The sequence below is a fragment of the Streptococcus oralis genome (genome assembly GCF_003943415.1).
Taxonomy (GTDB): domain Bacteria; phylum Bacillota; class Bacilli; order Lactobacillales; family Streptococcaceae; genus Streptococcus; species Streptococcus oralis_BJ.
Genome location: NZ_RJPK01000004.1, coordinates 12,529 through 26,972, shown reverse-complemented (window position 1 = coordinate 26,972; position 14,444 = coordinate 12,529). Strand labels below are relative to the sequence as shown.

Genomic DNA, 14,444 nt, shown 5'->3' with positions numbered 1-14,444 from the left:
GATGACAGACTATTATGTAATTGGAGATGTTCACGGAAAGGCAGGTATGCTAGAAGATCTGCTCAAGACCTGGGATGGTCAAACTCAGTTGCTTTTTCTAGGGGATTTGATTGACCGAGGTGAAGATAGTCGCCGTGTTCTGGAAATGGTCAAAGACTTGGTTGACAATCATGGAGCTATCTGTCTATCAGGAAACCATGAATATATGTTTCTGACTTGGCTCGATGACCCAGAAGAAAGCTATGACCATTATCGTCGCAATGGTGGTGATACAACCATTAACTCTATCCTAGGTCGTCCTTTGGATGCACCAGTTGATGGAGTTGAGGATGCCAAGCGAGTTGCCACTGAAGCAGCAGATTTGGTGGAATTTATTCGCAAGATGCCGTTTGTAGTAGAGACAGACAAGTATATCTTTGTTCATGCTGGTATTGATTTGACCTTGGATGATTGGCATGAAACAACTGATTACAAGAAAGTCTGGCTCAGAAAACCATTCCATGAAGCCGAAAATCATACTGGAAAAACCATTGTCTTTGGGCATACACCGGTTTATGGTTTGCTAAAGCAAGACCGAGGTACAGCTGAGCTTTGGATAACAGATGATGGCAAGATTGGTATGGATGGAGGAGCTGTCTATGGTGGTGTCCTTCATGGTATCGTCTTTACAGACCAAGGAATGACAGAACACCACTTTATCGAAAATGATGGTTTTATTGCCGAAGATTAGTACTCCTAGCAGGGTATGGTCTTGTCAAAATATTAAAAACAATTTATAATTAATAGATACCCTGAAAGGAAGAGCATCATGAACTTAGAAGAATTAAAAAAACGACAGGAGAAGATTCGAAACTTCTCTATTATCGCCCATATTGACCACGGTAAGTCAACGCTTGCGGACCGCATTTTGGAAAAGACGGAGACGGTTTCTAGTCGTGAAATGCAAGCCCAGCTTTTGGATAGTATGGATCTTGAGCGTGAACGTGGGATTACCATTAAACTCAATGCCATCGAGCTGAATTACACTGCGAAAGATGGGGAGACCTATATTTTCCACTTGATTGACACGCCAGGGCACGTGGACTTTACCTATGAAGTGTCGCGTTCGCTAGCTGCCTGTGAAGGAGCTATTTTGGTGGTTGATGCGGCCCAAGGGATTGAGGCGCAAACTCTTGCTAACGTTTATCTAGCTTTGGACAATGATTTGGAAATTCTGCCAGTCATTAACAAGATTGACCTACCAGCAGCCGATCCAGAGCGTGTGCGTACAGAGATTGAGGATGTCATCGGACTGGATGCCAGCGAAGCGGTCTTAGCTTCGGCCAAAGCTGGTATTGGTATCGAAGAGATTCTTGAGCAGATCGTTGAAAAAGTGCCAGCCCCAACTGGTGATGTAACGGCGCCACTCAAGGCCTTGATTTTCGACTCTGTCTACGATGCTTACCGTGGGGTTATTCTCCAAGTTCGTGTCATGGATGGGGTAGTCAAACCTGGCGATAAGATTCAGCTCATGAGCAATGGAAAGACCTTTGATGTGACGGAGGTCGGAATTTTCACTCCGAAAGCAGTAGGGCGAGATTTCCTTGCAACTGGTGACGTTGGTTATATTGCGGCTTCTATCAAGACGGTTCAGGATACGCGTGTCGGAGATACAGTGACCCTAGCAAGCAATCCTGCAGCTGAAGTGCTAGATGGGTACAAGCAAATGAACCCTATGGTCTTTGCGGGTCTTTACCCAATTGAGTCAAACAAGTACAATGACCTTCGTGAAGCCCTTGAAAAATTGCAACTCAACGATGCCAGCTTGCAGTTTGAGCCGGAAACATCTCAGGCGCTGGGATTCGGTTTCCGTTGTGGTTTCCTTGGACTTCTTCATATGGATGTTATCCAAGAGCGTTTGGAGCGTGAGTTTAACATCGACCTCATCATGACAGCTCCATCTGTTATCTATAAGGTTAACCAAACTGACGGTGAGTCTATGGATGTATCTAACCCATCAGAATTCCCAGACCCAACTAAGATTGCGACCATTGAAGAACCTTATGTCAAGGCTCAGATTATGGTACCACAGGAGTTTGTTGGGGCAGTAATGGAATTGGCTCAACGCAAACGTGGGGACTTTGTGACCATGGATTATATTGATGACAATCGTGTCAATGTCATCTATCAAATTCCGCTTGCTGAAATTGTCTTTGACTTTTTTGATAAGCTCAAGTCTTCGACGCGTGGTTATGCAAGCTTTGACTACGAATTGTCAGAGTACCGTCCATCTAAGCTGGTCAAAATGGATATCCTTCTCAATGGAGATAAGGTCGATGCCCTCAGCTTTATCGTTCACAAGGATTTTGCCTACGAACGTGGGAAACTCATCGTTGATAAGCTCAAGAAAATCATCCCTCGTCAACAGTTTGAGGTGCCAATTCAAGCAGCTATTGGACACAAAATCGTGGCTCGTACCGATATCAAGGCCCTTCGTAAAAACGTACTTGCCAAGTGTTATGGTGGTGACGTTTCCCGTAAACGCAAACTTCTTGAAAAACAAAAAGCTGGTAAGAAGCGTATGAAAGCCATTGGTTCTGTCGAAGTCCCTCAAGAAGCCTTCCTCAGCGTCTTAAGTATGGATGAAGAATAGAAAGTTGAAACACAAACTCTTGAAGATTTTTCAAGAGTTTTTGCTTTAAATGAGAGCTATAAAATCGGAAACTAACAGAATAGATTAGGTTAGAATTTGACAGAAGTCCTTATTTTTCTTATAATGCGGATGGAAAGGTGGTAGGATGAAAAAATTAGTAATTTTAGGTACTGTAGTTACTGCTAGTGTTTTTCTAGCTTCATGCTCCAATAAATCACAAACAGCAACCGAAGAAAGTTCGTCTGCAGTTGTTAGTTCTTCTAGCAGTCAGGAAACGAGTAGCTCTAGCTCTGCCGTTTCTGAAGCGAAAAAGGAAGAGACGCAAACCATCGGTTCGAATGAATATGGTTTTGACAAGGTACCCAAATCATGGGTTCGATTCCATGAAGTAGAAGGTGGAAATGATATACAGTATTGCGATGGAACAGATATCAACATTGTTACGCTGAATACCTTCAAGGTTGAGCAGTTTAATATCAGCGAAGAAGAATATGCTAAACTGGATGTTGTGACTGTCTCATCTAGTATTTTAACTTCCAAAGAACAAAGCTCTGATTTCAGTAAGGTTTGGGGCTCCAAATCGACCATTGGAGGTTATGAAGCCTATGTTGTCAATGCAATTGCTAAGTCAGGGAAATATCTCGTTACCTGGGTTTTCCGATCAAATGATGGTAAAATCCGCTATGTTTCACTTGAAGGGGATGGAGAAACTTTAAAAACAATCTTACCAATGGTTGAAAGTAGCTGGTCAACTACTAAATCTGAATAAATGAAAAAAAGAAGATCAACTGGTCTTCTTTTTGCTATTTTTACGAATAGATAGATGAGTAGCAAAAGAAATGGAGTTGTATATGAAGATCACAAACTATGAGATTTACAAATTGAGAAAAGCTGGCCTGACCAATCAACAGATTTTAACTGTCCTTGAATATGACGAAACTGTAGATCAAGAACTTTTATTAGGAGATATTGCAGAAATCTCTGGTTGCAGAAATCCCGCTGTCTTTATGGAACGCTATTTCCAGATAGATGATGTGCAGTTGGAGAAGGAGTTTCAAAAATTTCCATCTTTCTCCATTTTAGACGACTGTTATCCTTGGGATCTGAGTGAGATTTATGATGCTCCAGCGCTTTTGTTTTATAAGGGAAATCTAGACTTGCTGAAGTTTCCAAAGGTTGCTGTTGTAGGGAGTCGTTCATGTTCTAGTCAGGGTGCAAAGTCGGTTCAGAGAGTCATTCAAGGTTTGGAAAACGAGTTAATCGTGGTCAGTGGTTTGGCTAAAGGGATTGATACGGCTGCCCACATGGCTGCACTCCAGAATGGTGGAAAAACGATTGCTGTGATTGGAACAGGATTGGATGTGTTTTATCCTAAAGTCAATAAACGATTGCAGGAGTACATTGGCAATGACCATCTGGTTCTCAGTGAATATGGACCTGGCGAGCAACCTCTGAAATTTCATTTTCCAGCTCGAAATCGTATCATAGCAGGACTGTGTCGTGGGGTTATTGTAGCAGAGGCAAGGATGCGTTCGGGGAGTCTCATCACCTGTGAGCGTGCTATGGAGGAAGGACGCGATGTCTTTGCCATTCCAGGGAACATTTTAGATGGCCATTCAGATGGCTGTCACCACTTGATCCAAGAGGGAGCAAAACTGATTTCCAGTGGTCAAGATGTGCTAGCAGAGTTTGAATTTTAAGGAGAAATTGTTCACTCAGATAAACTTTTCTTCTATACTATAGGAGTTAAGTCTTGACAGCTATAGAAAAATGGTTTACACTTTATAAAGTTTATTACTTTGAAAAGGTGTGATAGTGTGGCTACGGCAACAAAGAAGAAAAAATCAACAGTTAAGAAAAATCTAGTCATCGTGGAGTCGCCTGCCAAGGCGAAAACGATTGAAAAATATCTAGGCAGAAATTACAAGGTTTTAGCCAGTGTCGGACATATCCGTGATTTGAAAAAATCCAGTATGTCAGTCGACATTGAAAATAACTATGAACCGCAGTATATCAATATCCGAGGAAAAGGTCCTCTCATTAATGACCTGAAAAAGGAAGCCAAAAAGGCCAATAAAGTCTTTCTGGCAAGTGACCCGGACCGTGAAGGAGAAGCGATTTCCTGGCATTTGGCTCATATTCTCGATTTGGATGAAAATGATGCCAACCGTGTGGTCTTTAATGAAATCACCAAGGACGCTGTAAAAAATGCCTTTAAAGAACCTCGCAAGATTGATATGGACTTGGTCGATGCCCAACAAGCTCGTCGTGTCTTGGACCGCTTGGTAGGCTATTCGATTTCGCCAATTTTGTGGAAAAAGGTCAAGAAGGGCTTATCAGCAGGACGTGTGCAGTCTGTTGCCCTTAAGCTCATCATTGACCGTGAAAATGAAATCAATGCCTTTCAACCAGAAGAATACTGGACAATTGATGGTGTCTTTAAGAAGGGTACCAAGCAATTTCAGGCTTCTTTCTATGGTATGAATGGCAAAAAGATGAAATTGACCACCAACGAAGAAGTCAAAGAAGTCTTGTCCCACCTAACGAGCAAAGATTTTACAGTAGATCAGGTAGATAAGAAAGAGCGCAAACGCAATGCGCCCCTACCTTATACGACTTCAACCATGCAGATGGATGCGGCTAACAAAATCAATTTCCGTACTCGAAAGACCATGATGGTGGCTCAACAGCTCTATGAAGGGATCAATATCGGATCGGGTGTGCAAGGTTTGATTACCTATATGCGTACAGACTCGACTCGTATCAGTCCAGTAGCTCAGAATGAAGCTGCAAGCTACATTAACGACCGTTTTGGTAGCAAGTATTCCAAGCATGGTAGCAAGGTCAAGAACGCCTCAGGCGCTCAAGATGCCCACGAAGCTATTCGTCCATCTAGTGTCTTTAATACACCAGAAAGTATCGCTAAGTACTTGGATAAAGACCAGCTCAAGCTCTATACCCTTATCTGGAACCGTTTTGTGGCCAGCCAGATGACGGGAGCTATCTTTGATACCATGGCTGTTAAATTGTCTCAAAATGGGGTCCAATTTGCTGCCAATGGTAGTCAGGTTAAGTTTGATGGTTATCTTGCTATTTATAATGATTCTGACAAGAACAAGATGTTACCAGACATGGCTGTTGGAGATGTGGTCAAGCAAGTCAATAGCAAGCCAGAACAACATTTCACCCAACCACCTGCTCGCTATTCAGAAGCAACGCTTATCAAGACCTTGGAGGAAAATGGGGTTGGACGTCCATCAACCTACGCTCCGACCATTGAAACCATCCAGAAACGATACTACGTTCGTCTGGTAGCCAAACGCTTTGAACCGACAGAGTTGGGAGAAATTGTTAATAAACTCATTGTTGAATATTTCCCAGATATCGTAAACGTGACCTTCACAGCTGAGATGGAAGGAAAACTGGATGATGTCGAAGTTGGAAAAGAGCAGTGGCAACGTGTTATTGACACCTTTTACAAACCATTCTCTAAAGAAGTAGCCAAGGCTGAAGCAGAAATGGAAAAAATTCAGATCAAGGATGAACCAGCTGGATTTGACTGTGAAGTCTGTGGTAGTCCGATGGTGATTAAGCTCGGTCGTTTTGGTAAATTCTATGCTTGTAGCAATTTCCCAGACTGCCGTCATACACAAGCGATTGTCAAAGAGATTGGTGTCGAGTGTCCAAGCTGTCATCAAGGACAAATCATCGAACGCAAAACCAAGCGCAATCGTATCTTTTATGGTTGCAATCGCTATCCAGAATGTGAATTTACTTCCTGGGACAAACCGATTGACCGTGACTGTCCAAAATGCGGACACTTCCTTGTGGAGAAAAAAGTCCGTGGTGGTGGCAAGCAAGTTGTATGTAGTAATGGCGACTACGAAGAGGAAAAGATCAAATAAAATGCAGAGTCCTGAAAATGAATTTCAGGCTCTTTTTACTTGAAGCTTGACAAATTTCCTCACTGTATGCGAAACTAGAGGAAGAGTAATTTATCTAGGAGAAGTTATGCGCATTATTTATTTCTGTATTGGTTTTATTTCTTTGGCTCTAGCTCTTGTAGGTGTTGTCCTGCCGCTCTTACCAACAACTCCCTTTCTTTTGCTGTCTATCGCTTGCTTTTCAAAATCTTCTAAGCGTTTTGAAGACTGGCTTTATCACACCAAGCTCTATCAGACTTATGTAGCTGATTTTCGGGAAACCAAGTCTATAGCGCGTGAACGCAAGAAAAAAATCATCGTATCTATCTATATCTTGATGGGAATTTCTATTTATTTTGCCCCTCTTTTGCCAGTCAAAATCGGTCTGGGAGCCCTGACTGTCTTTATCACCTATTATCTCTTTAAAGTCATTCCTGACAAAGAATAGATAAAAATAGTAGTTATTTGCCTTGATAAAAATGAAAGCATATTTAAAGCAATATGATATAATAAATTTAAAGAAAACATCAAGGAGAATCAAATGATTTACGAATTTTGTGCTGAAAATGTGACCTTGCTAGAAAAAGCGATGCAGGCTGGAGCTCGTCGAATCGAACTTTGTGACAATCTAGCAGTAGGAGGAACAACACCTAGCTATGGAGTGACCAAGGCAGCGGTTGAACTGGCAGCTAACTACGATAGCATCATTATGACCATGATTCGTCCCCGTGGTGGCGACTTTGTCTATACTGATATGGAAATAGCAATCATGCTAGAAGACATTCGTTTGATTGCACAGGCTGGAAGTCAAGGGGTTGTATTTGGGGCTTTAACTGCTGATAAGAAGTTGGATAAGGCTAATCTTGAGAAGCTGATTGCCGCATCTAAAGGAATGGAAATTGTCTTTCACATGGCCTTTGATGAATTAAGTGATGAAGACCAGTTGGAAGCCATTGACTGGCTCAGCCAAGCTGGTGTCACTCGTATCTTGACTCGTGCTGGGGTGTCTGGTGACTCGCTAGAGAAACGTTTCGCTCATTATCACAGAATTTTGGAACATGCTAAAGGTAAAATTGAAATTCTACCAGGTGGGGGGATTGACTTGGACAACCGTCAAACCTTTATCGAACAGTTGGGAGTGACACAACTGCATGGAACTAAGGTTGTCTTTTAAAAAATAGAAAGGAACTGCTAGCTTTTGGTAGCAGTTTTCACTTATGTTTGAAATTTTTAAATCCTATCAGTTTAATAAAGAAAAAGCCCATGCCTATGGTTTTGTAGAAAATGAGGAAGTCTGGACTTACAGTTGCCAGATTTTTCAGGGTGACTTTTTCATGACAGTCTCTATCACTACTGATGATGTGAGTTTTCAGGTCTTTGATCAGGAAACGGGTGACCTCTATCCTCAAGTACATATGGAAAGTATGAGGGGAAGTTTTGTCGGAAGTGTTCGTAAGGCTTGTTTGGAGATTCTCTACCAGATTCGGAAGGCTTGCTTTGATGTACAGGATTTTATCTGTCCTCAGACTAAGCGTATCATGGCTCAAGTTCAAGAAAAGTATGGCAATCAGTTGGAGTATCTGTGGGAAAAGTCGCCTGATACAGCTGTATTGCGCCATGAAGGCAATCAAAAGTGGTATGCTGTTTTAATGAGAATTCCTTGGGATAGGCTAGATAAGGGGAGAGAAGGGCTAGTGGAAGCAGTCAACCTCAAACATGACCAAGTAGCTGCCTTGCTTTCGCAAAAGGGAATTTACCCAGCCTTTCATATGAACAAACGCTACTGGATTAGTCTTGCTCTTGATGGTACTTTATCTGATGAAGAAGTTCTAGATTTGCTGGAAACTAGTTGGAATTTGACTTTGAAAAAGTAAGGAAATACCTTTGTATTTTCAAATACTTTTAATTAACAAAATATTCTTTACTGAAGAAATTTTCAGAAAATAATGGATTTTTTCTTGACAAGTGTTTTTGGCTATGCTAAAATACTAAACAAGATATCAAACGAAGGAGAAAGTCAAACATGAAAACAGCTAAGTTTAATCAATTTGCTTTGTTGTTGAGGTACTCGGGCTAGTGCAGAAGCATTAGTCCTGTTTGGCTTACCAAGCGGGAGTAAATCAACATCTCGCTTGGGTTCCCGAGCGAGATGTTTTTTTAAAACCACATTTGGAAAAGGGGAAATCTTATGCGAACAGTTGAATTTTTTGATACAAGCCTTCGTGATGGGGAACAAACACCTGGTGTTAACTTCTCAATAAAGGAAAAAGTTTCCATTGCAAGACAGTTGGAGAAATGGGGTATTTCTGTAATTGAGGCTGGTTTTCCGGCTGCTAGTCCAGATTCATTTATAGCCGTTCAAGAAATTGCTAAAGTCATGAAAAAAACAGCAGTGACAGGATTAGCTCGTTCTGTAAAATCTGATATTGATGCTTGTTATGAGGCGCTTAAGGATGCCAAGTATCCACAAATTCATGTCTTTATTGCTACCAGTCCGATTCATCGCAAGTATAAGCTCAATAAGAGCAAGGAAGAGATTTTAGAAGCTATCAAGGAACATGTTTCTTACGCACGTTCTAAGTTTGAAGTGGTCGAATTTTCTCCAGAGGATGCGACCAGAACAGAGCTGGATTTCCTCTTACAAGTCGTTCAAACAGCGGTCGATGCAGGTGCATCTTATATCAATATCCCTGACACAGTTGGCTTTACGACTCCAGAAGAGTTTGCACGTATCTTTGATCACTTGACTGAAAATATTAAATCAGATCATAAAGTTGTCTTTGGTGTTCACTGTCACGATGATCTCGGTATGGCAACTGCAAATACTTTGACAGCAATTAAACACGGTGCTGGACGTGTCCAGGGAACTATTAATGGTATCGGTGAACGCGCAGGTAATGTTGCTCTTGAAGAAGTAGCTGTTGCTTTGAAGATTCGTGAGGATTTCTTCCAAGCAACTAGTGATATTGTTTTGGATGAAACAATGAATACGTCTGAAATGGTTTCTCGCTTCTCTGGTATTCCAGTTCCTAAAAACAAGGCTGTCGTTGGTGGCAATGCCTTCTCTCATGAATCGGGTATTCACCAAGATGGAGTCCTTAAAAATCCTCTCACTTATGAAATCATCACACCTGAATTGGTTGGTGTTAAGAGTAATAGTCTTCCGCTTGGAAAATTGTCAGGTCGCCATGCCTTTGTTGAAAAACTAAGAGAATTGGCCCTAGATTTTACAGAAGAGGATATCAAACCACTCTTTGCTAAGTTCAAGGCACTGGCCGATAAGAAACAAGAAATCACAGATGCAGATATTCGAGCTCTGGTAGCTGGAACCATGGTTGAAAATCCAGAAGGCTTCCACTTTGATGATTTACAACTTCAAACTCATGCAGATAATGACATTGAAGCGCTTGTTAGCCTAGCCAACATGGATGGTGAAAAAGTCGAATTTAATGCGACAGGACAAGGTTCCGTTGAAGCGATCTTTAACGCTATCGATAAGTTCTTTAACCAATCTGTCCGCTTGGTGTCCTATACCATCGATGCGGTAACAGATGGAATTGATGCCCAAGCTCGTGTCTTGGTAACTGTTGAAAACAGAGATACAGAAACCATCTTTAACGCAGCAGGTCTCGATTTCGATGTATTGAAGGCTTCGGCTATTGCCTATATCAATGCCAATACTTTTGTTCAAAAAGAGAATGCTGGTGAAATGGGGCGCAGTGTTTCCTACCGAGACATGCCTAGTGTGTAAAGGAGAAGGCTATGACAAAGAAAATAGTAGCTCTAGCGGGGGATGGAATCGGTCCAGAAATCATGGAAGCTGGTTTAACGGTTCTGGAAGCTCTAGCTTCAAAAACAGGATTTGACTATGAGATAGACAGACGCCCCTTTGGAGGTGCAGGTATTGATGCTGTGGGGCATCCCTTACCTGATGAAACCCTCAAGGCATGTAGAGAAGCAGATGCTATTCTCCTAGCGGCTATCGGTAGTCCCCAGTATGATAGTGCAGCGATTCGGCCTGAACAAGGCTTGCTGGCTCTTCGGAAGGAACTCAATCTCTATGCCAATATTCGGCCTGTAAAAATCTTTGAGAGTCTTAAACATTTGTCACCACTTAAACCAGAACGAATTGCTGGTGTGGACTTTGTCGTGGTGCGGGAGTTGACAGGCGGGATCTACTTCGGAGATCATATCCTTGAAGAGCGCAAAGCGCGTGATATCAATGACTATAGCTATGAAGAAGTAGAGCGGATTATTCGTAAGGCCTTTGAAATTGCAAGAAGTCGCAGAAAAATCGTTACTAGTATCGATAAGCAAAATGTTCTAGCAACATCAAAACTCTGGCGAATAGTGGCTGAGGAAGTTGCGCAGGATTTCCCAGATGTTAGCTTGGAACATCAGTTGGTGGACTCAGCTGCCATGCTCATGATTACTAATCCTGCTAAGTTTGATGTCATCGTGACAGAAAATCTTTTCGGAGATATTCTATCAGATGAATCAAGCGTTCTATCTGGCACACTTGGGGTTATGCCATCAGCCAGTCATTCTGAAAAGGGGCCAAGTCTTTATGAACCTATTCACGGTTCAGCGCCTGATATTGCAGGTCAAGGAATTGCTAATCCTATTTCCATGATTTTATCAGTTGCTATGATGTTGAGAGATGGTTTTGGACGTTATGAGGATGCGGAGCGTATCGAACATGCTGTAGAAGCCAGTTTGGCATCAGGAATTTTAACGAGAGATATAGGAGGACAGGCTTCTACTAAGGAAATGACAGAAGCCATCATTGAAAGATTATGAAGATAAATGAAGGAATCACGCTAGCTCTCTTGATTTGGAATTTGCTGATTTTCTTGATTTATGGCATTGACAAATCCAAGGCAAGAATAGGTGCTTGGCGCATCCCAGAGAAAATCTTACTCATTTTGGCTCTTACTTGTGGTGGTTTTGGTGCCTGGCTAGCAGGAATCACCTTTCACCACAAGACTAGAAAATGGTGTTTTAAAACAGTTTGGTTTCTCGGGATGGTGACCACACTAGTAGCCTTATATTTTATTTGGAGGTAATGGATGGCAGGAAAATCAATTTTTGATAAATTATGGGACCGCCATGTCATCACAGGAGAAGAGGGGCAGCCCCAACTCATGTATGTGGATCAGCACTATATTCACGAGGTGACCAGTCCTCAGGCTTTTCAAGGATTGCGAGATGCAGGTCGCAGATTGAGACGGCCAGACTTGACATTTGGAACCTTTGACCACAATGTACCAACTGTCAATATCTACGATATTCGAGATGTGATTTCTAAGGCTCAAATTGATAAGCTTGCTGAAAATGTTGAGGAGTTTGGGATTGAACATGCGGCCCACGGTTCTGAAAAGCAGGGGATTGTTCACATGGTAGGTCCAGAAACAGGACGGACGCAACCAGGAAAATTCATCGTCTGTGGAGATAGCCACACAGCTACTCACGGAGCTTTCGGAGCTATCGCTTTTGGGATTGGGACCAGTGAGGTCGAGCATGTCTTTGCTACCCAGACCCTCTGGCAAGTTAAACCCAAGAAAATGCTGGTAGAATTCACTGGTGTTCCTCAAAAAGGAGTTTATTCTAAGGATTACATTTTAGCCTTGATTGCCAAGTATGGCGTTGCTTGTGGTGTTGGCTATGTGGTGGAATATCGTGGACAAGCGATTGATGCACTAAGCATGGAAGAGCGCATGACTATCTGCAATATGTCCATCGAGTTTGGCTCCAAGATGGGAATCATGAATCCAGATCAGACCACCTATGACTATCTCAAGGGACGGGAATGTGTTCCAGAAGATTTCGAGGAGGCGGTTGCTGACTGGAAGATGCTTGTCAGCGATGATGATGCTGTTTATGATAAGGTTATCCATATGGATGTCTCTGACTTGGCACCTATGGTGACTTGGGGAACCAATCCTGCTATGGGCGTTGACTTTGACAGTAGTTTTCCAGAAATTAAGGATATGAATGATGAACGAGCTTATCATTACATGGACTTGGAGCCTGGTCAAAAGCCAGCGGACATTGAACTAGGATATATTTTTATCGGGTCTTGTACCAATGCTCGGCTAAGTGACTTGCAACTGGCTGCTCGATTTGTCAAAGGGAAGAAAATAGCTCCCAACTTAACGGCTATCGTGGTTCCAGGCTCTCGTCCTGTTAAACGAGCTGCTGAGAAGTTGGGCTTGGACAAGGTCTTTCTGGATGCTGGCTTTGAGTGGAGAGACCCAGGTTGCTCTATGTGCCTAGGGATGAATCCAGACAAGGTACCTGATGGCGTGCACTGTGCCTCAACCAGTAACCGCAACTTTGAGGATAGACAGGGATTTGGTGCTAAAACCCATCTCTGCAGTCCAGCCATGGCAGCGGCGGCAGCTATTGCAGGGCGTTTCGTAGATGTTCGACAGATGCCAGAGGTCCAGTAAGGAGAGGATATGGAGAAATTTACAGTTTATACGGGAACGACCGTTCCTCTCATGAATGATAACATTGATACTGACCAAATCCTCCCCAAGCAGTTTCTCAAGTTGATTGATAAAAAAGGCTTTGGTAAGTACCTCATGTATGCTTGGCGTTATCTGGACGATAAGTATACTGAGGACCCAGACTTTGTCTTTAACCGACCTGAATATCGCAAAGCCAGTATCCTCATCTCAGGGGATAACTTTGGCGCAGGATCGTCCAGAGAACACGCAGCTTGGGCTCTAGCTGACTATGGTTTTAAGGTCGTGATTGCAGGGTCTTTTGGAGACATTCATTACAATAATGAACTCAATAATGGTATGTTGCCTATCGTTCAGCCCAAGGAGGTTAGAGAGAAATTAGCTCAGCTAAAACCGACCGATCAGGTAACTGTGGACTTGGAACAACAAAAAATCATCTCACCAGTTGGAGAATTCACTTTCGAAATCGATAGCGAGTGGAAACACAAGCTCTTAAATGGTTTGGATGATATCGGTATTACTTTGCAGTATGAAGATTTGATTGCTGCCTATGAAAAACAACGACCGGCCTACTGGCAGGATTAGAAAAATAGAAAAGGAAATATAGAACTATGACAAAACACATTCAATGGAACGGAACACTTTCACAAGAAGGCTACGACATTTTAAAAGGTGAGGGCGGGTGCATTGTTTGCCCTACAAAAGTTGGTTACATTATCATGACTAGCGATAAGGCAGGTCTTGAACGCAAATTTGAAGCCAAAGAGCGTAACCGTAACAAACCAGGTGTTGTACTTTGTGGTAGCATGGACGAGCTTCGCGCTTTAGCACAACTTAACCCAGAAATTGAAGCCTTCTACCAAAAACATTGGGACGAAGACATTCTCCTCGGTTGTATCCTTCCTTGGAAACCAGAAGCTTTTGAGAAATTGAAAGCATACGGTGATGGCCGTGAAGAACTCATGACAGACGTTCGTGGTACTAGCTGTTTTGTCATCAAGTTTGGTAAAGCTGGTGAACAACTGGCTGCTAAACTTTGGGAAGAAGGTAAGATGGTCTACGCCTCATCAGCTAACCCATCTGGTAAAGGAAACCGCGGTAAGGTGGAAGGTATCGGAGAACGTATCGAAGGGGCAGTGGACCTTGTCATCGAGGCAGACGACTACGTGGCATCCATCCAACCGGACAAAACAATCGAAACTCGCTACGAGCAAGGTGTGATGGTGTCTATGGTTGATAAAGATGGTAAACTCATCCCAGAACAAGGAGGAGCACGCTCGACCTCACCAGCACCAGTCGTGATCCGTAAAGGGCTTGACATTGATAAAATCATGATGCATTTGTCAGATACCTTTAACTCATGGGACTACCGTCAGGGTGAGTATTATTAAGATTGAAAAGAAGTCTAGTGTTAAGAGA

General features: G+C 42.6%; 14 protein-coding genes. All 14 read left to right on the top strand.

Annotated features, from left to right (window positions below):
- Window position 1: 1 nt before the first annotated feature.
- Window positions 2-730 carry a metallophosphoesterase family protein gene (locus D8801_RS06075; RefSeq protein WP_125848581.1) on the top strand — a complete coding sequence of 243 codons (729 nt, stop codon included), beginning with the start codon at window positions 2-4 and terminating at the stop codon, window positions 728-730.
- Window positions 731-808: 78 nt separating this feature from the next.
- Window positions 809-2,632: a translation elongation factor 4 gene (gene lepA, locus D8801_RS06070; RefSeq protein ID WP_125848580.1), complete on the top strand. Its 1,824-nt coding sequence runs from the start codon at window positions 809-811 to the stop codon at window positions 2,630-2,632.
- 145 nt (window positions 2,633-2,777) lie between these two features.
- Window positions 2,778-3,401, top strand: a complete 624-nt coding sequence (locus tag D8801_RS06065; RefSeq protein ID WP_125848577.1) for a hypothetical protein — start codon at window positions 2,778-2,780, stop codon at window positions 3,399-3,401.
- An 82-nt stretch (window positions 3,402-3,483) separates the two neighbouring features.
- Window positions 3,484-4,332: a DNA-processing protein DprA gene (gene dprA, locus D8801_RS06060; RefSeq protein WP_125848575.1), complete on the top strand. Its 849-nt coding sequence runs from the start codon at window positions 3,484-3,486 to the stop codon at window positions 4,330-4,332.
- A gap of 117 nt (window positions 4,333-4,449) precedes the next feature.
- On the top strand, window positions 4,450-6,537 hold the full coding sequence (gene topA / locus D8801_RS06055; RefSeq protein ID WP_125848573.1) for a type I DNA topoisomerase: 2,088 nt from the start codon (window positions 4,450-4,452) through the stop codon (window positions 6,535-6,537).
- A gap of 106 nt (window positions 6,538-6,643) precedes the next feature.
- Window positions 6,644-7,003, top strand: a complete 360-nt coding sequence (locus D8801_RS06050; protein ID WP_125848571.1) for a YbaN family protein — start codon at window positions 6,644-6,646, stop codon at window positions 7,001-7,003.
- A gap of 93 nt (window positions 7,004-7,096) precedes the next feature.
- Entirely contained in the window at window positions 7,097-7,729 is a 633-nt protein-coding gene (locus D8801_RS06045) for a copper homeostasis protein CutC (protein ID WP_061416962.1), read from the top strand.
- A gap of 43 nt (window positions 7,730-7,772) precedes the next feature.
- On the top strand, window positions 7,773-8,429 hold the full coding sequence (locus D8801_RS06040; protein WP_061416961.1) for an MmcQ/YjbR family DNA-binding protein: 657 nt from the start codon (window positions 7,773-7,775) through the stop codon (window positions 8,427-8,429).
- A 314-nt stretch (window positions 8,430-8,743) separates the two neighbouring features.
- The gene (locus D8801_RS06035) at window positions 8,744-10,306 is read left to right on the top strand and encodes a 2-isopropylmalate synthase (RefSeq protein WP_125848569.1); all 1,563 of its coding nucleotides are present in this window, start codon (window positions 8,744-8,746) and stop codon (window positions 10,304-10,306) included.
- Between the two features lie 11 nt (window positions 10,307-10,317).
- Window positions 10,318-11,355, top strand: coding sequence for a 3-isopropylmalate dehydrogenase (gene leuB, locus D8801_RS06030; RefSeq protein ID WP_125848567.1), 1,038 nt, complete (start codon window positions 10,318-10,320; stop codon window positions 11,353-11,355).
- Window positions 11,352-11,621 (top strand): DUF1294 domain-containing protein, encoded by a 270-nt coding sequence (locus D8801_RS06025; protein ID WP_125848564.1) that lies wholly within the window; start codon window positions 11,352-11,354, stop codon window positions 11,619-11,621. The genes leuB and D8801_RS06025 overlap by 4 nt, the downstream gene beginning before the upstream one ends.
- Window positions 11,622-11,624: 3 nt before the next feature.
- Window positions 11,625-13,007, top strand: a complete 1,383-nt coding sequence (gene leuC, locus D8801_RS06020) for a 3-isopropylmalate dehydratase large subunit (RefSeq protein WP_125848562.1) — start codon at window positions 11,625-11,627, stop codon at window positions 13,005-13,007.
- A gap of 9 nt (window positions 13,008-13,016) precedes the next feature.
- Window positions 13,017-13,610 carry a 3-isopropylmalate dehydratase small subunit gene (gene leuD / locus D8801_RS06015; protein ID WP_084920735.1) on the top strand — a complete coding sequence of 198 codons (594 nt, stop codon included), beginning with the start codon at window positions 13,017-13,019 and terminating at the stop codon, window positions 13,608-13,610.
- A 26-nt stretch (window positions 13,611-13,636) separates the two neighbouring features.
- Window positions 13,637-14,416: an L-threonylcarbamoyladenylate synthase gene (locus D8801_RS06010; RefSeq protein WP_000160505.1), complete on the top strand. Its 780-nt coding sequence runs from the start codon at window positions 13,637-13,639 to the stop codon at window positions 14,414-14,416.
- Window positions 14,417-14,444: the final 28 nt, after the last annotated feature.